The organism is Ochrobactrum sp. RH2CCR150, from assembly GCA_014138095.1.
Classification (GTDB): domain Bacteria; phylum Pseudomonadota; class Alphaproteobacteria; order Rhizobiales; family Rhizobiaceae; genus Brucella; species Brucella gambitense.
Window position 1 is genome coordinate 114,970 of record JACGXE010000008.1, and the last position, 22,575, is coordinate 137,544.

The following is a 22,575-nucleotide window of genomic DNA, read 5'->3' on the forward strand; positions in this document are numbered from 1 at the left end:
TATGGAAACCCGTATCGACGCATTGCTTGCAGGCCAGATTGCTCCACTCGGCCCACGTCACGCGCCGAGCGCTATCGACAAGCGCCCTGTTACCGGCAAGGTCCGCGTGACATTGGTCGGCCTCGATTGCGATAAGCAAGGCGACCGCAAGGTGCATGGCGGGCCTGAGAAGGCCCTGCATCATTATCCTCACGATCATTACGCCGTCTGGCGCACGGATATCGGCGACAATCACCGCCTCAATGCTGCTGGCGCTTTCGGTGAAAACATTTCCACCACCGGTCTTGATGAGCACAATGTCGCTGTCGGCGACCGTTTCCGCTTCGGCACGGCGCTGATCGAGGTTTCGCAGGGGCGTCAGCCGTGCTGGAAACTCAATGCGCGTTTCGAGACACCCGACATGGCGATCCGCGTCCAGAAGACCGGGAGAACCGGCTGGTATTATCGCGTTCTGGAAGAAGGTGAAGCGCAGACCGGCGACAGCATGGTGCTGGTTGAACGCCTTTCACCTGAATGGTCGCTCCACCGTGTCTGGCATCTGCTTTATGTCGATATGCTCAACTACGACGAGCTGGCGCTCATGGCCGAAATCCCGCATCTGGCCGATGGCTGGAAGCGTTATGCCGTCCGTCGGCTGGAAAACCGCAAGGTTGAGGATTGGACAAACCGTCTCGACGGCGACAAGTCCTGACTGACAAAAAGAAAGGGCGGTCCAACCGCCCCTTTTCTTGCGCTGCCTGATTTATCTGCCCCTCAAGCCTGATAGGCCGCCAGTTCGTGCTGGCTGAGCAGCGCGATCTTGAGCTTTTCCAGCGCCCGGCTTTCGATCTGGCGCACACGTTCCTTGGAAATACCGAGCTTTTCGCCCAGCGCTTCCAGTGTCACGCCATCATCGTCGAGACGACGCTCGCGGATGATGTGCAACTCGCGCTCATTGAGCGAATGCAGCGCAACATGCAGCCACTGGTTCCGACGCTCCATATCGATGGAGCTTTCGGCAACCTCATCCTGAAGCGGATGATCGTCGACAAGAAAATCCATGCGCCGCGACGCCCCGGACTCATCATTATTGACCGGCGCAGATAAGGAACTGTCTGGACCGGACAGGCGACTGTCCATGAACTCCACATCGGTGGCCGAAACGCCCAGCTGATCAGAAATCTCGCGATAGATTTCGGCCTTGCTCATGGTGTCGTCGGCCTGAGCAAGCTTGGAACGCAGACGGCGAAGATTGAAGAACAGAGCTTTCTGTGCTGAGCTTGTACCACCGCGAACGATGGACCAGTTGCGCAGAATATAGTCCTGCATGGATGCGCGGATCCACCAGGAGGCATAGGTCGAGAAACGGACCTCGCGGTCCGGATCGAAACGGGCGGCTGCCTCCAGAAGACCGACATAGCCCTCCTGAATGAGATCGTTCATCGGCAGCTTGAACTTGCGAAAACGCCCGGCCATGGAAATCACCAGACGCATATGCGCCGAGGTGATGCGATGCAGGGCATCCTGATCTTTCAATTCTTTCCAGCGAACGGCGAGAGCCCGCTCCTCTTCGCGCTCCAGATAAGGAGCCGACATTGCGCTGCGGATCATAGATTGGGAGGACGAGGCTGGCGTTGGGAGATTACGCGCAGCCGGCGGCATGCGATGTGCGGGAACTGCGGAAGAACTGCTTATTGATGACGGCTTCATCTGGTTCTCCTGTTCTGAACCGACACCCTTCCGGATGCCAGGCTGAAGGATATGCCAGTTACGCGAAGAACAATTGAACACTAACAAAAGTCGTTCAGAACGCCCTCTTTGGACAGTCTTGAGGCACACGTTCGAACGCCGCAAAACAAACCCATTACGAACTGGTGTCTTGCACAACGCGCGAAAAGCGATCCGGTTCCATTCGAAAAGTATAAATCTCTGACAACGCTGACAAAAGTCAGGTGAGGTAAATGATTGATTTAGAAAATCATTCAAGTTTGAAGCAAGTCGCTGTAGCAGACAGCATCATCCGATCGGAGTGAACCGCGCTCCAACACAGCAGAAATAAAAAACCCGGCTTTCGCCGGGCTTTTTAAAACATCGAGAAAAGTGAAACTTATGCAGCTTCAACTTCATCATCTTCAAGGTCGGCTTCAGCATCGGCTTTGCCGCGCTTGGGTCCCTTGGCGAGATTGGCTTCAATGAGACGGACAGCCTCGGTATCCGACAGCTTGTTGACGGCTGCGATTTCGCGAGCCATGCGGTCGAGAGCAGCTTCATAAAGCTGGCGTTCGGAATAGGACTGTTCCGGCTGGTTTTCAGCACGATAGAGATCGCGCACAACTTCAGAAATAGAGATCAGGTCGCCGGAATTGATCTTCGCATCATATTCCTGTGCGCGGCGCGACCACATGGTACGCTTCACACGGGCACGACCTTGCACCACCTTCAGAGCACGCTCCACATAATCCGTTTCAGACAGCTTGCGCATACCGATGGTTGCGGCCTTGGCGACCGGTACCTTCAGACGCATCTTATCTTTTTCGAAATCGATCACGAAAAGTTCAAGCTTGTGACCAGCCACTTCCTGCTCTTCGATCGCTACGATCTGACCAACGCCATGAGCCGGATACACAATCGACTCACCGGTCTTGAAACCACCACGGATTGCGGGTTTTTTCTGCTGGGATGACATACGCTTCAATACTCCCTGTTGTGCCCGGCGCGACCCGCCGGTTGACACATGATCTTCGACCGCGCTTCTACAAAGCACGGAAGCTGTTGTCGGCACCGGAGCAGATGTCGATCTGACGAAAGCAGACCGGCGCTCCAGGCCGCTGTTAAGGCGCATTTATGCGGCGTCAGATGTTTTCCATCTGACTGCAAAATGCGATGACCGGAAACGCCTCTAACGGCAGATTTTCTCTATCGGGCAAGCAAAGGAGCAGAAACGGAATGGTGTTGCGGCGCATAAAACCGTCCTGAGAAGCCAACAACTTTTCAGGACCTTGCGTTTGATCGCAATCATCCACCCCGGTGCCAATTTTAGCCCGGTAAAAAACATCAGCCTTTCTGAGAAAAACGCATTTGCGCCACGAATTGACGTCCAGTCACCGAAATTATTGGTGCAGGCTAACACAATTTCGCGAAAGAATCAACAAATTGCCAGATATGTCCCGTCTGGCAACCTAATACACCTGTTTTGCCGGTGCTTTCCCGTGATTTTATTCGTCTTTTGCCGCCTTCATGTAGAAAAAGCAAGTGCAAGGCAATGCTAATCTACATGCGATGACAAGACGATAGGCAGGTCAAGGCTTAGTCGCCGCTGCCTGGCTCCGGGGAGAAATGGTTCTCGAGCTTGCCCGTGACGCCGTCCATTTCCTTGGCTTCCGGCAAGGCATCCTTCTTGACGGTGATATTCGGCCACTTCGCCGCATATTCCGTATTGAGTTCCAGCCACTTGTCGAGGCCAGGCTCGGTATCCGGGCTGATGGCTTCAGCAGGGCATTCCGGCTCGCACACGCCGCAGTCGATGCACTCGTCAGGATTGATGACGAGCATGTTCTCGCCTTCGTAGAAGCAATCGACCGGACAGACCTCGACGCAGTCCGTATATTTGCAGCGAATGCAATTATCGGTCACGACATAGGTCATCGTCGAACTCCTGTTACCGCCCCTCTTCCCGAGAGGTGGTTTATCTATCCTGGTGTTTTGCGCCGATATCCGACAGGCCATGGGAATGGTTATGTCATGAAATATCTCGCCACGACGTCACGGTCCATGGAAACGATAGCGGATCGGATGACCCTTTTTATCGTCATGTCCTTCGTGACACAGCGTGAGGTAACGATTTTATTGCGCTCTGACAAGGGTGCAATCGCCGCATTGTAAGCATCGCGCAAATGGCGGAAACCGCATTTCGTCTCAACCTGAAAGCGTAGAAAACACTTTCGTTAAAGCGCCTTGGAGCGCAATTTCCATCGCGACCACTTCTGCGGCTGCGGCAACACGTCCGGATCAAATCCCGCGCAGGCGGTCCGTATCGCGTCGTTCTTTCTTGGTGGGACGTCCAGCACCACTCTCACGCTGCGGCAAGGCTGTGACTGCCGGATCGGTCGAAGATACCGGAGGGGGCGACATATCTTGATAGAGAAGCTGGGCTTCCGGTGCGGGGCCGCGGCGCTCGCCGGGCAGCAGCACCTTGTAAACAAGGATGCGGCCATCAAGCGTAACGGTCAGCACATCGCCGACTTTCACCTGATGTGCGGCCTGATCGATCTTGTCGCGGTTGACCCGGACTTTGCCGCCGACGGCGAGTTTCGCCGCCAGCGATCTTGATTTGACCACGCGCGCGAAGAACAGCCACTTGTCGATACGCTGTCTTCCGCTCGGTTCACCGGTCATCTTACTTCTTCATCTGCTCCTTGAGAGCCAGAAGCTTGGCGAACGGCGAATCGGGATCGATCCGTGCGGGGCGTTCCTGCTCGAAGCGCTTGTTGCCCTGCGATGCGCCGTGAGGGGCACCATGCTCGCGCTTTGGCTGGCGGTCACGACCGCCGCCATCACGGGGTTTACCCTTGAAGCCTTCGCGCTTGCCCTGACCTTCACCGTCATGATTGTGACGCTTGTTCTTGTCGAAACGCTTGCCGCCACGTGCATTCTGCTCGTCGCCGCCTTCCGACTTGCGTGCCTCGCCCTGCTGACCACGATTGTTCTGGCCACCATGACGCTGACGGTTGTTCTGTTCCTGATTGCGGTTACGACCTTCGAAACGGCCCTGACGCCACAACAGAACCGGCTTCGGCTCTTCCGCAACCGCGTCACCGGCAGGTGCAGCGGCTTCGGCAACGGGAGCTTCTGCAGCTGGTGCTAGCTCTTCCGCCTTCACTTCAACAGCGGCAACCGGTGCAGGCACAGGTTCTGCTGCGGGCACGACAGGCTTTTCAGCTTCCGCTGCAACAGCGGAAACGGCAGCACCTGCATCCTTGGCAGCAGCTTCGGCTGCAAAGGCATCCAGTTCCGCAAGCTTGGCTGCAACATCGGCTGCTTCCATCGCCTCATGGCGATAACCCAGGCTCTTGAGGATTTCTTCCATGTCTTCGGTGGTCGCACCGAGGATCGACATCATGGCAGGCGTGACGATGAAACGTCCGCCGTCATAAGCGCCATCGGGACGAGCACCCGAACCCGGACGCCAGGCCAGAGCCGGACGGATGAGATCGGCAAGACGTTCCAGAATGTCGATACGAACCGCACGACGGCCAAGCACGCGATAGCCTGCCAGACGATAGAACATCGGATCGAAAGCCGGATCGACGACGACAGACGTACGACCAGCGGCCAGAACATTGACCACATCGCCGTAACCGGCACGCTCGCGACCATCGTTCTTCAACGCCCAGAGCAGCGTGATGAGACCGGCAGGAGCCGGCTTCAGCAGCATGGGCATGAAGACGTGATAAGCACCGAAACGCACGCCAAGGCGACGGAGCGCCGCACGCGAATCCTGATCGAGACCACGTACTTCCTCCACCACCTCACGGCGCTGGAGAATGCCGAGATTCTCGACAATCTGGAAAGCCAGACCGCGCGTCATGCCGGTCAGCGCGTCGGCGCCGGCAAGATCAGTCAGGGGCTTCAGAACGGTTTCGATGTGATGCGCCACGAAACGGTCGATGCGCGCAGCGACCTTGTCCCGTGCGGGACCAGTAAGCTGTTCGTCGGCAAGGATCACCGTGCGCGGCTTCAGAATGTCGTCGCCTGCAACCAAAGTTGCGACGGTCGCACCGACCCAGCGCAAGACACCGTCCGAACCAAGCGCGAAGTCTCCGTTGGGAGCAGCCGCAAAGCGCTCCGCACGGCGATCGAACTCGGCGGCCAGCGCCTTTTGCGCAGCCGTCTTCACTGCCTTCGCGTCTGGCCCCTCGGCCTGGACGTCGGCGGTGAAACGGAATCCTTCCAGTTGCCCAACATTGTGGCCTTCGACACTCACGTCTCCGGCCGGGCTGATTTCTGCTTCAAGCATGGCATTCTCTCTCAGGCGCCTCATAAGCACGCTTGTCCTGCGGTCTACAAAGCGTTTCGTCAACCTTTCATGCAGCGCGTCGGACAATCTGTCCTCTATTTCGCGCGTCTTTTCCTGCCAGTGTGTCGGATCGGCAAGCCAACCGGGCCTATGCGACACAAAAGTCCAGGTTCGAATTTGCGCCACGCGGTGCGACAGAGTGTCGATTTCCCCCTCTGTACTATCGGCGCGGCGCACCTGTTCGCTCATATAATCTTCATCGACGCTCCCTCGGCGCACTAGATCCTGATAGATAGACGCAATGATATCGGCATGTTGTGCCGGTGCGATCTTACGATAATCGGGAAGCGCACAGGCATCCCACAAAAGTTCAATTCGCGCCGGCGTTGTCGCAAGGCGCACAATCTCTCCGTCTTTCGACAGATTTTCAAGCGCCTGCTGGTCGACAGCCGGCAAAGCCTTGGCAAGCCCCTCGACCGGAGCCGGCGTTTCCAGTGATCGGCGCAAGGATTCAATCGACGAGAAGTCGAAACGCTCCGTGCGCCATTGCAGCACTTTCACCGGATCGAAATTATGCGCTTCCACCCGCTCGACCAGTTCGTCGTCGAAGGGCTGCACCTGTCCCGTCACGCCAAATGTGCCGTCGCGCAGATGGCGACCGGCGCGACCGGCGATCTGCCCCACTTCGGCGGGCGTGAGATCACGGAACTGATAGCCGTCGAATTTGCGATTCTGCGCAAAGGCCACATGATCGACATCGAGATTGAGGCCCATGCCGATGGCATCGGTCGCCACCAGAAAATCCACGTCGCCGGACTGATAAAGCTCGACCTGCGCGTTGCGCGTGCGCGGCGACAATGCGCCCATGACCACAGCAGCCCCGCCGCGCTGGCGACGGATCAGCTCGGCAATCGCGTAAACCTCATCGGCGGAAAAAGCGACAATGGCCGAACGGTTCGGCAGGCGCGTGATCTTCTTGGAACCGGCATAGGCCAGATGCGAAAGGCGCGGGCGCGTCACCACATTGATGCCGCGCAGAAGCTTTTCCAGAATGGTGCGCATGGTCGCGGCACCGAGCAGAAGTGTTTCCTGCCGTCCGCGCAGATGCAAAATGCGGTCTGTAAAAATATGTCCGCGTTCGAGATCGCCCGCGAGCTGCACCTCGTCGATGGCGACGAATGCCACATCGGTGCGGCGCGGCATGGCTTCCACAGTGCAAACGGAATAGCGCGCGGTGGGCGGGACGATCTTTTCCTCGCCGGTGACCAGCGCGACATTGGCCACACCGACCCGTTCCGCGACACGATTATAGACCTCGCGCGCCAGAAGGCGCAGCGGCAGGCCGATCATGCCGCTCCCGTGCGACAGCATACGCTCGATTGCGAGATGGGTTTTGCCGGTATTGGTTGGCCCCAGCACCGCAGTCACGTCGCGGCCGCTCAGGGTCAGCGGCAAATCATGGGCAGGGCGTTGATTCATGCCAATAATAGAATTCCCGGTGCAGGCACCCCAACGTGCAATTGGGAGGCCGATTGTCGTGTCTTGCGATAGCACTATACGACCTTGGCCGAAAGCGCTCCTGTTAAGTTTGAACCACCCGCGTTTTTAAAATTAGGCAGCCCGATATTTTTTACAAATGGTCGATCTTAGCAAACGACCCGATTTAACGAATAGAACGACTCTGGAACGAATCGGCTACGAATCGCTGACTCTGATTCCTTCGCCTTTTGTTCACGGCAACATATGGTAACCAGATTGTCGATAGCCACCATATGCTGAATCTCATAGATGCGACGTCCCGACATAAACAGAACAGAACGCCATCGCCGTTAACTTTTGCCAGAAGCGCGTCAACAGCCAATGACAGCACTTTGAGCAGCTTAAAGAAAACTTAACAATTCCTAATAGTTGGTTATCGAAAATCAAGCCGAGAGAGCCATTTTCGTTAACCTTCAGGCCAAAGCCGGAACGAATCGGCGACGAATCGGTGATTGATCAACTTTCTCTCTTTGTTCTCACCACATCTGGTAGGCTTTTGCCTAATCGCACCATATTGGAACATCGATTGACGCCGTTGTAGTATCGAAACTCGGTCGAAGACATCGTTTTGCATTAACCTTTGAGCGTTTTACCGGAGCGCTCCCCGACTGCATTCGCCATCAAGCCTGTCATTGCGGGCATAAAAAGGCAGGCTGCGGAAACCCACAGCCTGCCCGAAAGATAAATCCAGTTGGGACGCGGATCAGTCCCGTTCGACGCACATGGCAACACCCATGCCGCCGCCGATGCAGAGCGTCGCCAGACCGCGCTTGGCGTCACGGCGCTTCATTTCATAAAGCAGCGTGGTGAGCACGCGCGCGCCTGACGCGCCGATCGGATGACCAATGGCAATCGCGCCACCATTGACGTTGACGATCTCCGGATTCAGGCCAAGATCGCGAACAACGGCGCAGGATTGTGCGGCGAAAGCTTCATTCGCTTCCACCAGTTCCAGATCGTCAATCGTCCAGCCCGCCTTTTCCAGCGCCTTGCGCGTTGCCGGAATCGGGCCCGTGCCCATGATCGACGGATCAACACCCACCGTTGCCCATGAGACAATACGCGCCAGCGGTTTCACGCCACGCTTGCTGGCTTCCTCGGCCTCCATAAGCACGACAGCGGCCGCGCCATCATTCAGGCCGGATGCATTGCCCGCCGTCACTGTGCCTTCCTTGTCGAAGGCGGGCTTCAGCTTGTTCAGCGCTTCAATGGTCGTGCCCGGACGAATATATTCGTCGGAGGAAATGACAACATCGCCCTTGCGCGTCTTGACCGTGAACGGGACGATTTCATCCTCGAACTTTCCCGCCTTCTGCGCCGCTTCCGCCTTTTGCTGCGAACCGAGCGCGAACTCATCCTGATCAGCGCGGGTCAATTGCCACTGACGTGCAATGTTTTCTGCGGTGATCCCCATGTGATAGCCGTGGAACGCATCGGTCAGACCGTCCTTGAGCATGGTGTCGATCATCTTGAAGTCGCCCATTTTCACGCCGCCGCGCAAATGCGCACAATGCGGCGCCATGGACATGGATTCCTGACCGCCAGCCACGATAACCTTCGCATCGCCAGACTGGATCTGCTGCATGCCGAGCGCAACAGCGCGCAAGCCGGAACCGCAAAGCTGGTTGATCGCAAAACCCGTTGCTTCTTTCGGACAACCGGCCGCCATAGCAGCCTGACGCGCAGGGTTCTGCCCCTCGCCTGCCGTCAGCACCTGTCCGAGAATGACTTCATCGACATCGTCAGCTGCAACGCCTGCCCGTTCCAGAGCTGCCTTGATGACCGTCGCACCCAGTTCATGGGCAGGCACAGTGGCAAAAGCACCGTTGAAGGACCCCACTGCCGTGCGAGCGGCGCTGGCGATAACGATGGCTTTCGGATCGGTTGCGGCAGTCATGCTATTCCTCCGTGACAAACTGTTGCGACAGAGAAAAACCAAAAAGACCGCCTTGGCAAGGATTACATCACAAACCCGCGGCAAAGCGAAAAGCTGTTTCTCCTGAATGGAGCTACTTTAGCGGATGCGGATCATCCCACAGGCGCTAAACTGAGCGTATTGAAACAGGAGATTTCCGATGATCCAACTCACGCTCGATCAGGCCAATTCCATCATTGCAACTGCTTTTGCCAAGGCCGCCGAACTGAAGCTCAAGCCGCTCGCCGTCTCGGTGTTCGATGCTGGCGGCAATCTCAAGGCATTCCAGCGGCAGGACGGCACATCGATCCTTCGCTTCGAAATCGCATCCGGTAAAGCCTTTGGCGCTCTGGCGGTCGGGACCGGCTCGCGCTGGCTGCACAATCAGGCAAAGGATCGCCCGCATTTTCTGGAGGGCCTCTCCGGCGTTTCCGGCGGCAAAATCGTTCCAGTACCTGGCGGCGTCATCATCAAGAATAGCGATGGAGAAATTGTTGGTGCTGTCGGTGTTTCGGGAGATACATCCGACAATGATGAAGCTGTCGCCATTGCTGGCATAGAAAAGGCGGGCTTCACCGCAGACGCAGGCTGAGCCTAAAATGAGAAAGGCCGCGAAATACTCGCGGCCTTCACATCGCATCAGTTATCCCAGATTATTGAGCGCGAAATGCGTAATGGCCGTGGCGCCATCTTCGTCCAAACGCCCATTCAAACTGGGTGTGTCAGACATATTCATCGAATGAAATTCATTATAGTTCGCATTGTCAATTATATTGAACAGTGAAACAACGCAGCTTAATGAAATTCCGGAGTTTAAAATTGCAGATTTGAAATATTCTTCCATGTTCAGACCCAATAAATTTATTAATACAAATCATACACTTGATATAATTGATCTTAAATGCGGCCTAAATTTGTTTTTTTATCAAAAGGTAAAAGTAAACGTCATCTATAGTGCGAATATCAAATTTTTCCAAAAAATAATAAAAGAAAACGCCGCTTCCGGTTTCCCGGAAACGGCGTTTTTGAAACCTGTCTGCTAAGCTGCGGTAAACCGCAGCGTCAGACCTATTCCTTAGCTTCGAGGACCTGACGGCCGCGATACATACCGCTCTTCAGATCGATATGATGCGGACGACGAAGTTCGCCCGAGTTCTTGTCCTCGACATAAGTCGGGGCCTTCAGAGCGTCAGCCGAACGGCGCATGCCGCGCTTCGACGGAGACGTTTTTCTTTTAGGTACTGCCATGGATCCAGCTCCACTGATCGGTCAATAAACGTCCGGCACGGCCCCGGTGGAGCCTGTCACAGCGGACAAAATTCCGGAAAGTCAGGTGCCTATACACGCTCTCGCGGGGTTTGACCAGTCGGAGTCTGATCTTTTTTTCACGACTCGCATTTATTGTACGCAGGTCACATAGGGACCGGAGCGTACCGCGCGACCGGCAACGATACGCGCTATGCGCTGCATGTTGCGCGTCGGCTTCGCCGGATTGCGCAGTGCCGGATTGGGCAAGGTTACGGCCAGAAGCGCTGCCTGCTGCGCGTTGAGCTTTGCAGCCGGTCGCTTGAAGTAATGTTGTGCAGCGGCTTCAATACCGTAAATGCCCGGGCCCCACTCAGCGATGTTCAGATAGATCTCCATGATCCGGCGCTTGGACAGGATCGCATCGGCGGCCAGCGCCAGCGGAAATTCCAGCCCCTTGCGGATGAAAGAACGCCCATTCCACAGGAAGAGATTCTTCACCGTCTGCATGGTGATGGTGGAAGCACCCCGGCTTGGACCGCCTTCACCGGCATCATCCAGCACAATGCTGAGCTGATGCCAGTCCACGCCGCCATGGCTACAGAATTGGCCGTCTTCTGCCATCATGACCGCATTGATCACATTCGGCGAAATATCGTCGATGCTCACCCAGCGCCGATCAACATTCTGCAACAGGACATAGTCCTTCACCATCAGCATTGAGACTGGGCGCACGAAGGGGATCGAATAGACCAGGAGGAGAAAGAGCGGTAACACCGCCAGCACCAGCAAAACCCGGAACGCCAGAACAATCCGACGCCCCCACACGGGATCGGCCAGATAATTGCGACCGTTTTTGCTCTTTAAGATGATTTTGGCCACGCCCACCGCCTGATATACTCCCCCAGCGACATAAACCATTCTTTAATAATATAGAACCCGATTCCATAATCCTGCGTTGGAAACAAGCCGGAAACATATCGTTTGATGACCGTCTGATGAAAAAGCCTGTGCTGATCGATATGCCCAGTTGACCAAATTAGCGCTTTCGTCCATGCCGATCATCATGGAACATGTGACTGTCGAATTCACCGATGCCCTGAACCGTCGCGCCCACGAAGTGGAAACGATGCTGATCGGGCTTCTTGATGAGCGCCTTCGCACTGGCGAGATCGCCCGACCGGAACGGCTGATCGCCGCCATGCGTCACGGCGTGCTGAATGGTGGCAAAAGACTGCGTCCGTTCCTCGTTGTGGAAAGCGCTGCATTGTTCGGCAAGAGCGGCGATGCCGTCCTGCGGGTTGCCGCAGCACTGGAATGCATCCATTGTTATTCGCTCGTTCACGACGATCTTCCGGCGATGGACGATGACGATCTGCGCCGCGGCCAACCGACGGTGCACAAGGCCTTTGACGAAGCGGCTGCGATTCTCGCGGGCGACAGCCTTCTTACCTACGCTTTTGACATTGTCTCCTCTGACGAGACCGATCTCGATCCATCGGTGCGCGTACAACTGGTTTCCGCCCTTGCCCGCGCTTCCGGCCTTGGCGGCATGGCGGGCGGACAGGCCCTCGACCTGATGGCCGAGACAAAAAAGCCGGACGAAGCTGGCATCATAACGCTTCAGGCGATGAAAACCGGCGCGCTGATCCGCTTTGCCTGCGAGGCAGGGGCAATCATCGCCGACGCCTCCCGCGAAGATCGCGAACGCATGGCGGAATTCGGCTCGGCCATCGGTCTTGCTTTCCAGCTTGCCGACGACCTTCTGGATGTGACGGCAGATGCCGCTGCAATGGGCAAGGCGACCGGCAAGGATGCAGCTGCTGGCAAGGCGACGCTTGTGGCGCTGCATGGCATTGACTGGACGCGCAAACAACTGTCGGGCCTTGTCGCTCAGGCGGAAAGCCTGCTCGCTCCTTTCGGCAAAGATGCCGATATTCTCAAGCAGGCCGCACGCTTCATCGCCGAACGCCAGAGCTGATACTCACAGATCGTCTTCTCGGACCTTGATCAGAACGACATCATCGACAGAAAGTATGCGCCCATCCTGCGCGCGCACGTCGAGCTTGGCAATATTCTGACCCGACACACTGTCGACCAGCCGTGAATGCGGCTCCTCCGGCGCGAAGAGATGCGTCTCGCCCCATTGCCGCAAGGCAACCACGACCGGCAGAAGATCGCGCCCTTTCTCAGTCAGCACATATTCCTGATGCGCACCGCCATTGGGATCGGGCACGCTTTCCAGAATGCCCTCGCCAGTCAGCTTGCGCAGACGCTCGGCCAGAATATTGCGCGCAATGCCCAGATTCTTCTGAAAGGCACTGAAGCGCGTCACGTCGTCAAAGGCCTCGCGCACGATCAGCAGCGACCACCAGTCGCCGATCACATCCAGCGCCCGCGCACTGGGGCAATAGTCGCCTTTCAGGCTTTTCTTGCGAACCATCTTCACTCCATCCAGTCAATTTGGTTGCAATATAAAACTTATTTCGCTACAAGCAAAATGGTTTCATATTAAAACCAAACTTGCTGGAGTTCATCATGCAGATCTCTCCCGACGCGGCAGTGCAAACTGCCGCGAACAGTGATGCGCGTCCGTCGCTCTCCACCACCACCCTTCTTCTGTTTGCCATTGCGAGCGGTCTTGCCGTTGCCAATGTCTATTTTGCGCATCCGTTGCTGGATGTGATGGCCGACGATATCGGACTGGACCGCTCCACTGCGGGACTGATCGTCGGTGCGAGCCAGATTGGCTATGGACTGGGTCTTATCTTTCTGGTGCCGCTTGGCGACCTCTTCGACCGGCGCAAACTGATCGTAGCGCATTTCCTCCTGTCCTCGCTGACACTGGCCGCCGTCGGCATTGCCGGACAACCCGCCCTGCTCTTTCTCGCGATGGCAGCGACCGGCCTTCTTGCCGTGGTTACACAAGCACTTGTGGCCTATGCCGCAAGCCTTGCAGAACCCATGCAGCGCGGCCATGTCGTAGGGATTGTGACGAGCGGTATCGTGCTTGGCATCTTGCTCGCCCGCGCGGTTGCAGGCGCGCTGACCGATATTGGCGGCTGGCGCAGTGTCTATTTGAGTTCGGCAGTTGTTACCTTGCTGATCGGCCTCATGCTTTGGCGCAGCCTGCCGCGCCAGAAGCGACAAGCCGCGAACGTTTCCTACCCGGCGCTGATCCTGTCGCTGGCAACCCTTTTCAAAGAGGAGCCGGTGCTGCGTATACGCGCCATCATCGCCATGCTGATCTTTGCCGATATCACCACTCTGCTCGCACCTCTGGTGATGCCGCTGAGTGTGCCGCCCTTTGAATTGAGCCATGCAGAGATCGGTCTGTTTGGCCTTGCGGGCGCAGCCGGTGCGCTGGCGGCCTCACGGGCCGGAAGTGCTGCGGATCGCGGCCATGCCCAGCGCATGACCGGCATAGCACTTGCGCTGATGCTGGTGGCATGGGCGCCCATTGCCCTGCTCGGGCAATCCTTATTGTGGCTGATCGTCGGTGTGCTGATTATCGATTTCGGCCTTCAGGCGGTCCATGTGACCAATCAGGCGATGATCTATCGTGTGCGTCCGGACGCGCAGAACCGGCTCACTGCCGCCTATATGGTTTTCTATTCCATCGGCAGCGCCAGTGGTTCAGCGGTTTCAACCTGGGTCTATGCCCATGCGGGCTGGAACGGCGTGTGCCTGCTTGGCGCAGGCATCAGCCTCGTCACACTGGTCTTCTGGGCCGCGACACTGAAGACAACACCAGAAGCTGCTACGCGCGCAGTAACCTGCTCCGCTTAGTTCTGTCCGGCAGCCATCTTCTGACCAAGCCCGAAGCGGTTTTCGATATAATCGGCAACCATCTTCTGGAAATCTGCGGCAATGGCAGGACCACGCAGTGTCGTCACCTTTTTGCCATCGACAAAGACCGGTGCGGACGGCGTTTCGCCCGTGCCGGGAAGAGAAATGCCGATATCGGCGTGCTTCGATTCGCCCGGACCGTTGACGATGCAGCCCATGACCGCGACCGATAGTGCTTCCACGCCCGGATATTTTTCACGCCAGACCGGCATGTTGCGGCGGATATCGTCCTGAATGGTCTGCGCCAGTTCCTGAAACACCGTCGAGGTCGTGCGCCCGCAACCGGGGCACGCCGCAACGATCGGGATGAACTGGCGGAAGCCCATGGTTTGCAGAAGCTCCTGCGACACCTGCACTTCGCGGGTGCGGTCGCCGCCCGGTTCCGGGGTCAGCGAAATGCGGATCGTGTCGCCAATGCCCTGCTGCAACAAAATACCCATGGCCGCCGAAGAGGCGACGATGCCCTTGGTGCCCATGCCAGCTTCGGTGAGGCCCAGATGCAGCGCATGATTAGAACGCTGCGCCAGCATCGTATAGACGGCGATCAGATCCTGCACCTGGCTGACCTTGGCCGACAGAATGATCTTGTCGCGACCAAGCCCGATCTCTTCGGCCAGATTGGCGGAAATCAGTGCGGACTGCACGATGGCCTCACGCATGACTTCCTGTGCGCTCAATGGCGCGCCAGCGTCCTGATTGCGATCCATCAGCGTGGTCAGAAGTTCCTGATCGAGCGAACCCCAGTTCACGCCGATGCGCACCGGTTTGTTGTAGCGGATCGCCATTTCGACGATATCGGCGAACTGCTTGTCCTTCTTGTCCTTGAACCCGACATTGCCCGGATTGATGCGATATTTCGCAAGCGCTTCCGCGCAGGCCGGATGATCGGCGAGCAGTTTGTGGCCGATATAATGAAAGTCGCCGACCAGCGGCACGTCATGTCCCAGACGCTCCAGTCGCTCGCGAATTTTCGGCACGGCGGCAGCAGACTCATCGCGATCCACCGTAATGCGCACGATCTCGGACCCTGCGCGATGCAAGGCTGCGACCTGCGCGACGGTGGCATCCACATCCGCCGTATCCGTATTGGTCATCGACTGCACGACAACCGGCGCACTGCCACCGACGATAACGCCACCAACACTGACACCGACCGATTGGCGGCGGGGGAAAGGATGCGAGAAATAGCTGATGGTCTCGGAAGACATTTTGCTCTGTTCTTAACTGGGTCTGCGCTTATAAGGATTTCGATCTATATAATCACTTGCCGACGCATTGTCGCCCTCTCATTATGCGCGTCATCATAAACGAGGATGCCCGCCCATGACCGACGCAACTGCCCGCAAAACCGCTATTGTCACCGGCTCCAATTCCGGGATCGGCCTTGGCATCGCCCATGCATTGGCGTCCGCGGGACACAACGTTGTGATCAACTCCTTCACCGACCGAGACGAAGATCATGCACTTGCCCGTATGCTGGGCGAAGAACATGGCGTCAGCGTGGTCTATATCGCAGCCGATATGTCGAAGGGCGATGATTGCCGCAGGCTGGTCGCCGACAGCGTCAAGGCGTTCGGCAGCGCCGATATTCTGGTCAACAATGCAGGCATCCAGCATGTCGCGCCGGTGGAAGAATTTCCGACCGAGCAATGGGACCGCATTATCGCGATCAACCTGACCTCGGCCTTCCATACATCCGCCGCCGCCATCCCGCACATGCGTGCGGGCGGCTGGGGGCGCATCATCAACATAGCATCGGCCCACGGATTGGTCGCCTCGCCGTTCAAGTCAGCCTATGTTGCGGCCAAGCACGGCATTGTCGGCTTGACCAAGACGCTGGCGCTGGAACTGGCAACAGCCAAGATCACCGCCAATTCCATCTGCCCCGGCTATGTGCTGACACCGCTTGTGGAAGCGCAGATTCCAGACCAGATGAAGGCCCACAACATGGATCGTGAAACGGTGATCCACGACGTGATGCTCGATAAGCAGCCGACGAAGGAATTCGTCACCACCGCGCAGATCGGGGCGCTCGCAGCCTTCCTCGCCACGGACGCGGCCGCACAGATCAATGGCGCGGCCCTGCCTGTCGAAGGCGGCTGGACCGCGGAATAAACAGATCTATTCATTTGTTTTTGCGCATTATCCTACGCAAAACCGCTACGCACTTTTGCTGGAAATGCTCTAATGCTTCTGGTCGGCGTATCGAGCGAGACTGGAAAAGGCGAGCACCACCAGAAGCAACGCAGGCAGCGCGATGAACACCACCCCGAAACCGCTATGGCTGGCGACAAAGCCGATCAGCGACGGGGCCACCAGCATGCCGGAATAGCCAAGCGTCGTTGCAATCGACAGGCCGACGCTCGGATTGACGCCCGGCATATTCCCAGCCATCGAAAAGGCAATCGGCACCATGTTGGAAATGCCGATGCCGCAAATGGCGAAGCCGACCAGCGACACATAAGGATCGGTGGAAAAGCCGACAATCAACATGCCGATAATGGCAATGACCGTGCAGACACGCAGCGTCCGCACTGCGCCGAAACGGTCGCGCACCAGATCGCCCGCAAAGCGCATTACCGCCATGGAGAAGGAGAAGGCCGCAAAGCCGAAGCCCGCCAGCGTCACCGACGCGCCCAGATCCTGACGCATATGATAAGCGCTCCAGTCAATGATCGCGCCTTCCGGCACCATCGAAAACAAAGCCATCACGCCGACAAGCCAAGGCAGCGGATTGCGCGGCAAGGTCAGCTTTTGCTTCTCGCCGCTGGGGTGATGGAACTTGTCGGCAATGACCGATGGCCACGCAACGGCGATCAGCCCCGCTGCAACAACGGTCGACACCAGCGCATGAACGGTCGAGCCGAACTGTGCGATGAGAAAGCCGCCACTTGCCGCGCCGATAAGTCCGCCGAGACTCCAGAATGCATGACAGGACGACATGATGGCACGGCGCATGGATTTCTCCACGGCGACCGCATTGGCATTCATTGCCACATCCATCGCAGCCATGGTGCCACCGAAATAGAACATAACGATCACGGCGGTGACGACATTCGGCACCAGAGCGATAATCAGCAGCGCCGGAATGAAGGCCAGCGCGAAAATGCGCACCACAGCACCCGAACCACGTTGAGCCGACAAAGCCCCCGCCACCGGCATCATGGACAGCGAGCCGATGCCGAAGACAAGGATCATCAGTCCCATGCCCGCACTGTCCAGCCCAAGGCGTGCGGCGAATTCCGGAATTTTCGGAGCCCAGCCACCGAAAATATAGCCGTTTGCCAGAAAGAGCAGCGCGACAGCGATGCGCTCTTTGGTGATCATTGGCGCGCGTGACAGCGCAGCATCTTCCCGTCCGGAAACCTGTTCCATATGTCCCTCAGCCACGGCCTGCTGCCGCGCGTAGTATATTCACGCCCGCCGCCACAAAGGGCGCAAGCAGTTCTTCATCGGCATCCTGTTCGACAGCCATGACACCGATATCATCCAGTGAGACGACATCATGCGCTGCGACAGTGCCAAGCTTGTCATTGGTGATTGCCAGTACGACAGACCGGCTGCGGCTGGCAATGGTGCGCTTGAACTCGGCATCGTCCAGAAAAAGCGCGGTAACGCCGATTTCCGCTGCAACGCCGCAAGCACCAAGCACACAAAGATCAGGACGCAGCAGCTCTGCATCCCGCAAGGCGCGTGCGCCAACCGCAGCACTGACACGGCGATCAATGGGCCCGCCGATCATGATGAGTTCAATATCGGGCGCAGAAAGCAGAATAGTGGCAATCGACGGCGTATTCGTGACAACCGTCAGCGCCTCGCCGCGCTCCACCAGAAGCCGTGCCAAAGCTGTATTGACCGAGGATGCATCGAGAAACACTGTCATTCCCGGCTTAATCAGGCCAAGCAGCACAACCGCCAACGACGCCTTGGCCTCCGTGCGCTCCACATCGCGCTCTGCCAGCGACAGCGATGACGGTGCAGCTTTCAGAGCGCCGCCATAAACACGCTTGCAGAGACCGGCAGCCGCCATATCGCGCAAGTCGCGACGGATCGTATCTTCCGACACGCCAAAGCTTTCGGCCAGCTCAGCCGCCAGCACGCGGCCCGACTGCTGCAACAGGTCCTGAATGCGCGCCTGTCTTTCATGAAGCAAAAGCTCCGTCGCCACTTATCTCTCCTAACACGCATAAACATGCATAAATCGGCACAAACATGCATATCAGAATTTGCGCGTACTGCAAGCACAAACAAAATGCCGCGCCTTTTAAGGGGCGCGGCATTGGTTTGCTAACGGTTTTAACGACTGCGAATGCAACAGTTTCGGTCTGATCTGCCGCTACGCTGCCCCCTCATCCTGAGCCTGTCGAAGGACGAGGGCAAGCGCTGTGCGTTTCCCTCGCCCTTCGAGACGCCGTTTTCAACGGCTCCTCAGGATGAGGGAAAAGGAGGCGTCGGGTACTGCGACCCCAAATCGCCCGCTTCCATTGAACCAAGAATTACTCGGAGTAGACGACAAGTAGATCCTTCGCGTCGATCTGCTCGCCGGGCCGCACCAGCACTTCGGCAATGACACCGTCGCGCTCGGCATGGATGGCCGTTTCCATTTTCATCGCTTCGATGGAGAGCAACACATCGCCCTGCGAAACCTTCTGGCCACTGGAGACGGCAACCGTCGAGATGACACCCGGCATCGGCGCGCCGACCTGATTGTCATTGCCGGTTTCCACCTTGCGGCGGACACCGCCCGAGGCACCCTTGGCACGGTTCGGCACCTTGATGCGGCGCGGCTGACCGTTCAGTTCGAAGAACACGGTGACCATGCCCTTTTCGTCGGTCTCGCTCATCGCCTGATTGACGATCACCAGCGTCTTGCCGCGTTCGAGATCGACGAAGACTTCTTCCTCCGGCTTGAGGCCGTAGAAGTAAACCGGCGTCGGCAGAACGCTTGTCGGACCGTAGGTTTCCTGTGCGGCAGCGAAATCCGTGAAGACTTTCGGATACATCAGCGCCGACGCGAACTCCTGATCGTCGATCTTGCGACCCACAGTTTCCTCAAACCCGTTGCGTTCCGCATCGAGATCAGCGGCAGGGAGCAGCGAGCCGGGACGGACGGTGAATGGCTTTTCGCCCTTCAGCACCTTCTTTTGAAGCGCTGTCGGCCAACCCGAAGGCGGCTGTCCGAGATCGCCGCGCATCATCGACACCACGGAATCCGGGAAGGCGATATCCTTTTCCGGATTCTCGACATCGCTGACATCCAGATCCTGGCTGACCATCATCAGCGCCATATCGCCCACCACCTTGGAGGACGGCGTGACCTTGACGATATCGCCAAACATGCGGTTCACATCGGCATAGGCCTGCGCCACTTCATGCCAGCGGGTTTCAAGCCCGAGCGAACGTGCTTGCTCTTTCAGATTTGTGAACTGACCGCCCGGCATTTCATGCAGATAGACTTCCGAAGCCGGTCCCTTGAGATCGCTTTCAAAGCCCGCATACTGATTGCGCACGGCTTCCCAATAGAAGGAAATGCGGCGGATCGATTCCGGATCGAGACCCGGATCACGCTCGGCACCGTGCAGCGCCTCGACGATGGAGCCGAGGCAAGGCTGCGAAGTATTGCCGGACAAAGCATCCATGGCCGCATCGATCACATCGACGCCCGCATCCACCGCCGCCAGCACCGTCGCAGCGGAAATGCCGGATGTGTCATGGGTGTGGAAATGGATCGGCAGATCTGTTTCCTCACGCAGCGCCTTGAACAGCACCCGCGCCGCGGCAGGCTTCAACAGGCCCGCCATATCCTTGACGGCGATGATATGCGCGCCAGCCTTCTCGACCTCTTTCGCCAGATTGACGTAATATTTGAGGTCATATTTGGCGCGTTCCGGGTTCAGAATATCGCCGGTGTAGCAGATGGCCGCTTCACAGAGCTTGTTTTCCTCCAGCACTGCATCCATCGAAACACGCATGTTCTCAACCCAGTTGAGGCTGTCGAAGACACGGAACAGATCGATGCCGCCACGCGCGGCTTCCCGCACGAAATACTTCACCACATTGTCCGGATAGGACTTGTAGCCAACGCCATTGGCGCCGCGCAGCAGCATTTGCAGAAGCAGGTTCGGCGCGCCTTCACGCACCTGCGCCAGACGTTCCCACGGATCTTCCGTCAGGAAGCGCATCGACACGTCGAAGGTCGCCCCGCCCCAGCATTCCAGCGAAAACAGGTTTGGCAGCGCCTGCGCATAGGTGTTGGCGATGCGCGCAATATCGTAGGTGCGCACACGCGTGGCCAGCAGCGACTGGTGACCGTCGCGCATGGTCGTATCGGTCACGAGTACGCGCTTTTCGTTGCGCACCCATTCGGCAAACTTCTTCGGCCCAAGACTGTCCAGAAGTTGCTTGGTGCCGTCCGCAACCGGCGTATCGCCAAACCACGGTACGCGTGGCTTTGCGGCATCCTTAGCCGGCTTCGCACGTCCCTTGGTTTCCGGATGACCGTTGACGGTCACATCGGCAATATAGGTCAGAAGCTTGGTGGCGCGGTCCTGTCGCTTTACCTGCTCGAACAGTTCCGGCGTCGTATCAATGAAACGCGTCGTATAGTCGTTCGACAGGAATTTCGGATGATTGATGATCGCTTCAAGGAAGGTGAGGTTCGTCGCTACACCGCGAATACGGAACTCGCGCAACGCACGATCCATGCGGCGGATGGCTTCCAGCGGCGTCGCTCCAGACGCTGTGACCTTCACCAGAAGCGGGTCGTAATAGCGCGTGATGAAAGCGCCCGAATAGGCCGTGCCGCCATCAAGGCGAATGCCGAAGCCTGAAGCCGAACGATAAGCCTGAATGCGCCCGTAATCGGGGATGAAATTCTGTTCCGGATCTTCCGTCGTGATACGGCACTGGAGGGCATGGCCGTTGAGACGAATATCTTCCTGACGCGGCACGCCTGATTCCGGCGTGCCGATGGCAAAACCTTCCAGAATATGGATCTGCGCCTTGACGATATCGATGCCAGTCACCTGCTCGGTGACGGTATGCTCAACCTGAATGCGCGGATTGACCTCGATGAAATAGAACTTGCCGCTATCGGCATCCATCAGGAATTCCACCGTGCCCGCGCCGATATAATCGGTCGCATGCGCGATCTTCAGGCCGTAATCTGCCAGTTCCTGACGCTGCGCGTCGTTGAGATAAGGGGCTGGCGCTCGCTCCACGACTTTCTGGTTGCGCCGCTGGATGGAACAGTCGCGCTCGAAAAGATGCACGGCATTGCCATGCGTATCGCCCAGAATCTGCACTTCGACATGGCGCGCGCGTTCAATGAGCTTTTCGAGATAGACCTCGTCCTTGCCGAAAGCCGCCTTGGCTTCGCGCTTGGCTTCCGTGACCTCGCGGGCAAGATCGGCCTCGGCGCGGATCGCGCGCATGCCGCGACCGCCGCCACCCCAGCTTGCCTTGAGCATGACCGGATAACCGACCTGCGCCGCAAGCTTCTTGACCTCTTCCATATCGTCCGGCAGCGGATCAGTGGCTGGCACCACCGGCACGCCGATCTCGATGGCCAGATTACGCGCTGCGACCTTGTTGCCAAGACGGCGCATGGTTTCCGGCTTCGGACCAATGAAGATGATGCCCGCTTCGGCACAAGCTTCGGCAAATTCCGGGCTTTCCGACAGAAGCCCATAGCCCGGATGAATGGCGTCTGCGCCCGAAAGCTTGGCGACACGGATGATCTCGTCGATCGACAGGTAGCTTTCGATCGGCCCCAGATCGCGGGTCAGATGCGGTCCGCGCCCGACCTGATAGCTCTCGTCCGCTTTAAAGCGATGCAGGGAAAGTTTGTCCTCCTCAGCCCATATGGCCACCGTTTTGAGCCCAAGCTCATTGGCGGCGCGGAATACGCGAATTGCGATTTCGGATCGATTGGCGACCAGAATTTTCCTGATAGGCAAGGCAGATCTCCCTTACTGCAATGACGAAGGCGCCATTGCTTACCTTGCAATAGGATCAAGCGCAAACAAACTGT

General features: G+C 57.5%; 19 protein-coding genes. 6 read left to right on the forward strand and 13 right to left on the reverse strand.

Annotation, left to right across the window (positions count from 1 at the left end):
* Position 1: 1 nt before the first annotated feature.
* A complete protein-coding gene (locus FHW03_RS16970; RefSeq protein ID WP_182521782.1) occupies positions 2-691 on the forward strand; it encodes an MOSC domain-containing protein in 690 nt (229 codons plus the stop codon).
* 62 nt (positions 692-753) lie between these two features.
* On the opposite strand, the gene FHW03_RS16975 is transcribed toward FHW03_RS16970, so the two are convergent.
* From FHW03_RS16975 to fdxA, 3 genes are all read right to left on the reverse strand, one after another.
* A complete protein-coding gene (locus tag FHW03_RS16975) occupies positions 754-1,689 on the reverse strand; it encodes an RNA polymerase factor sigma-32 (RefSeq protein ID WP_182521699.1) in 936 nt (311 codons plus the stop codon).
* 397 nt (positions 1,690-2,086) lie between these two features.
* A complete protein-coding gene (locus tag FHW03_RS16980) occupies positions 2,087-2,665 on the reverse strand; it encodes a CarD family transcriptional regulator (RefSeq protein ID WP_078339525.1) in 579 nt (192 codons plus the stop codon).
* Between the two features lie 620 nt (positions 2,666-3,285).
* Positions 3,286-3,624 carry a ferredoxin FdxA gene (fdxA, locus tag FHW03_RS16985; RefSeq protein WP_078339526.1) on the reverse strand — a complete coding sequence of 113 codons (339 nt, stop codon included), beginning with the start codon at positions 3,622-3,624 and terminating at the stop codon, positions 3,286-3,288.
* A 96-nt stretch (positions 3,625-3,720) separates the two neighbouring features.
* Between fdxA and FHW03_RS16990 the strand changes: the two genes are divergently transcribed.
* Positions 3,721-3,861 carry a hypothetical protein gene (locus FHW03_RS16990; protein ID WP_182521700.1) on the forward strand — a complete coding sequence of 47 codons (141 nt, stop codon included), beginning with the start codon at positions 3,721-3,723 and terminating at the stop codon, positions 3,859-3,861.
* Positions 3,862-3,987: 126 nt separating this feature from the next.
* Here the strand turns inward: FHW03_RS16990 and FHW03_RS16995 are convergent, their stop codons facing one another.
* From FHW03_RS16995 to FHW03_RS17005, 3 genes are all read right to left on the reverse strand, one after another.
* Positions 3,988-4,374, reverse strand: coding sequence for an RNA-binding S4 domain-containing protein (locus tag FHW03_RS16995; RefSeq protein WP_182521701.1), 387 nt, complete (start codon positions 4,372-4,374; stop codon positions 3,988-3,990).
* A 1-nt stretch (position 4,375) separates the two neighbouring features.
* Entirely contained in the window at positions 4,376-7,474 is a 3,099-nt protein-coding gene (locus FHW03_RS17000; RefSeq protein WP_182521702.1) for a helicase-related protein, read from the reverse strand.
* A 763-nt stretch (positions 7,475-8,237) separates the two neighbouring features.
* Positions 8,238-9,431 carry an acetyl-CoA C-acetyltransferase gene (locus FHW03_RS17005; RefSeq protein ID WP_182521703.1) on the reverse strand — a complete coding sequence of 398 codons (1,194 nt, stop codon included), beginning with the start codon at positions 9,429-9,431 and terminating at the stop codon, positions 8,238-8,240.
* 178 nt (positions 9,432-9,609) lie between these two features.
* Here FHW03_RS17005 and FHW03_RS17010 point away from each other — a divergent pair, with 178 nt between their 5' ends.
* Positions 9,610-10,041, forward strand: a complete 432-nt coding sequence (locus FHW03_RS17010) for a heme-binding protein (protein ID WP_182521704.1) — start codon at positions 9,610-9,612, stop codon at positions 10,039-10,041.
* Between the two features lie 476 nt (positions 10,042-10,517).
* Here the strand turns inward: FHW03_RS17010 and rpmF are convergent, their stop codons facing one another.
* Positions 10,518-10,697, reverse strand: coding sequence for a 50S ribosomal protein L32 (gene rpmF, locus FHW03_RS17015; RefSeq protein WP_006467787.1), 180 nt, complete (start codon positions 10,695-10,697; stop codon positions 10,518-10,520).
* Positions 10,698-10,847: 150 nt separating this feature from the next.
* Positions 10,848-11,576: a monofunctional biosynthetic peptidoglycan transglycosylase gene (gene mtgA, locus FHW03_RS17020; RefSeq protein ID WP_182521705.1), complete on the reverse strand. Its 729-nt coding sequence runs from the start codon at positions 11,574-11,576 to the stop codon at positions 10,848-10,850.
* A gap of 184 nt (positions 11,577-11,760) precedes the next feature.
* On the opposite strand from mtgA, the gene FHW03_RS17025 reads away from it, so the two are divergent.
* Positions 11,761-12,675, forward strand: coding sequence for a polyprenyl synthetase family protein (locus FHW03_RS17025; RefSeq protein ID WP_182521783.1), 915 nt, complete (start codon positions 11,761-11,763; stop codon positions 12,673-12,675).
* A gap of 3 nt (positions 12,676-12,678) precedes the next feature.
* Here the strand turns inward: FHW03_RS17025 and FHW03_RS17030 are convergent, their stop codons facing one another.
* Complete coding sequence (locus FHW03_RS17030; protein WP_182521706.1) at positions 12,679-13,137, reverse strand: helix-turn-helix domain-containing protein; 459 nt, start codon at positions 13,135-13,137, stop codon at positions 12,679-12,681.
* 95 nt (positions 13,138-13,232) lie between these two features.
* Here FHW03_RS17030 and FHW03_RS17035 point away from each other — a divergent pair, with 95 nt between their 5' ends.
* Positions 13,233-14,483, forward strand: a complete 1,251-nt coding sequence (locus FHW03_RS17035; RefSeq protein ID WP_182521707.1) for an MFS transporter — start codon at positions 13,233-13,235, stop codon at positions 14,481-14,483.
* Here FHW03_RS17035 and ispG read toward each other — a convergent pair.
* A complete protein-coding gene (gene ispG / locus FHW03_RS17040) occupies positions 14,480-15,751 on the reverse strand; it encodes a flavodoxin-dependent (E)-4-hydroxy-3-methylbut-2-enyl-diphosphate synthase (RefSeq protein WP_182521708.1) in 1,272 nt (423 codons plus the stop codon). The genes FHW03_RS17035 and ispG overlap by 4 nt on opposite strands.
* Before the next feature lie 115 nt (positions 15,752-15,866).
* On the opposite strand from ispG, the gene FHW03_RS17045 reads away from it, so the two are divergent.
* The gene (locus tag FHW03_RS17045; RefSeq protein WP_182521709.1) at positions 15,867-16,658 is read left to right on the forward strand and encodes a 3-hydroxybutyrate dehydrogenase; all 792 of its coding nucleotides are present in this window, start codon (positions 15,867-15,869) and stop codon (positions 16,656-16,658) included.
* Positions 16,659-16,727: 69 nt separating this feature from the next.
* Here the strand turns inward: FHW03_RS17045 and FHW03_RS17050 are convergent, their stop codons facing one another.
* From FHW03_RS17050 to pyc, 3 genes are all read right to left on the reverse strand, one after another.
* Positions 16,728-17,918 carry an MFS transporter gene (locus FHW03_RS17050; protein WP_182521784.1) on the reverse strand — a complete coding sequence of 397 codons (1,191 nt, stop codon included), beginning with the start codon at positions 17,916-17,918 and terminating at the stop codon, positions 16,728-16,730.
* Positions 17,919-17,925: 7 nt separating this feature from the next.
* Complete coding sequence (locus FHW03_RS17055) at positions 17,926-18,711, reverse strand: DeoR/GlpR family DNA-binding transcription regulator (protein ID WP_182521710.1); 786 nt, start codon at positions 18,709-18,711, stop codon at positions 17,926-17,928.
* 328 nt (positions 18,712-19,039) lie between these two features.
* Positions 19,040-22,501 carry a pyruvate carboxylase gene (gene pyc, locus FHW03_RS17060; protein WP_182521711.1) on the reverse strand — a complete coding sequence of 1,154 codons (3,462 nt, stop codon included), beginning with the start codon at positions 22,499-22,501 and terminating at the stop codon, positions 19,040-19,042.
* Positions 22,502-22,575 lie beyond the last annotated feature (74 nt).

Coding starts and splice junctions, on each gene's coding strand:
- FHW03_RS17000 (WP_182521702.1), bottom strand. CDS start 7,474: ATGAATCAACGCCCTGCCCATGATTTGCCGCTGACCCTGAGCGGCCGC.
- FHW03_RS16990 (WP_182521700.1), top strand. CDS start 3,721: ATGAAATATCTCGCCACGACGTCACGGTCCATGGAAACGATAGCGGAT.
- FHW03_RS17035 (WP_182521707.1), top strand. CDS start 13,233: ATGCAGATCTCTCCCGACGCGGCAGTGCAAACTGCCGCGAACAGTGAT.
- FHW03_RS17045 (WP_182521709.1), top strand. CDS start 15,867: ATGACCGACGCAACTGCCCGCAAAACCGCTATTGTCACCGGCTCCAAT.
- fdxA (WP_078339526.1), bottom strand. CDS start 3,624: ATGACCTATGTCGTGACCGATAATTGCATTCGCTGCAAATATACGGAC.
- rpmF (WP_006467787.1), bottom strand. CDS start 10,697: ATGGCAGTACCTAAAAGAAAAACGTCTCCGTCGAAGCGCGGCATGCGC.
- FHW03_RS16980 (WP_078339525.1), bottom strand. CDS start 2,665: ATGTCATCCCAGCAGAAAAAACCCGCAATCCGTGGTGGTTTCAAGACC.
- FHW03_RS17025 (WP_182521783.1), top strand. CDS start 11,761: ATGGAACATGTGACTGTCGAATTCACCGATGCCCTGAACCGTCGCGCC.
- ispG (WP_182521708.1), bottom strand. CDS start 15,751: ATGTCTTCCGAGACCATCAGCTATTTCTCGCATCCTTTCCCCCGCCGC.
- FHW03_RS16995 (WP_182521701.1), bottom strand. CDS start 4,374: ATGACCGGTGAACCGAGCGGAAGACAGCGTATCGACAAGTGGCTGTTC.
- FHW03_RS17005 (WP_182521703.1), bottom strand. CDS start 9,431: ATGACTGCCGCAACCGATCCGAAAGCCATCGTTATCGCCAGCGCCGCT.
- FHW03_RS17010 (WP_182521704.1), top strand. CDS start 9,610: ATGATCCAACTCACGCTCGATCAGGCCAATTCCATCATTGCAACTGCT.
- FHW03_RS16975 (WP_182521699.1), bottom strand. CDS start 1,689: ATGAAGCCGTCATCAATAAGCAGTTCTTCCGCAGTTCCCGCACATCGC.
- FHW03_RS17050 (WP_182521784.1), bottom strand. CDS start 17,918: ATGGAACAGGTTTCCGGACGGGAAGATGCTGCGCTGTCACGCGCGCCA.
- FHW03_RS17030 (WP_182521706.1), bottom strand. CDS start 13,137: ATGGTTCGCAAGAAAAGCCTGAAAGGCGACTATTGCCCCAGTGCGCGG.
- FHW03_RS16970 (WP_182521782.1), top strand. CDS start 2: ATGGAAACCCGTATCGACGCATTGCTTGCAGGCCAGATTGCTCCACTC.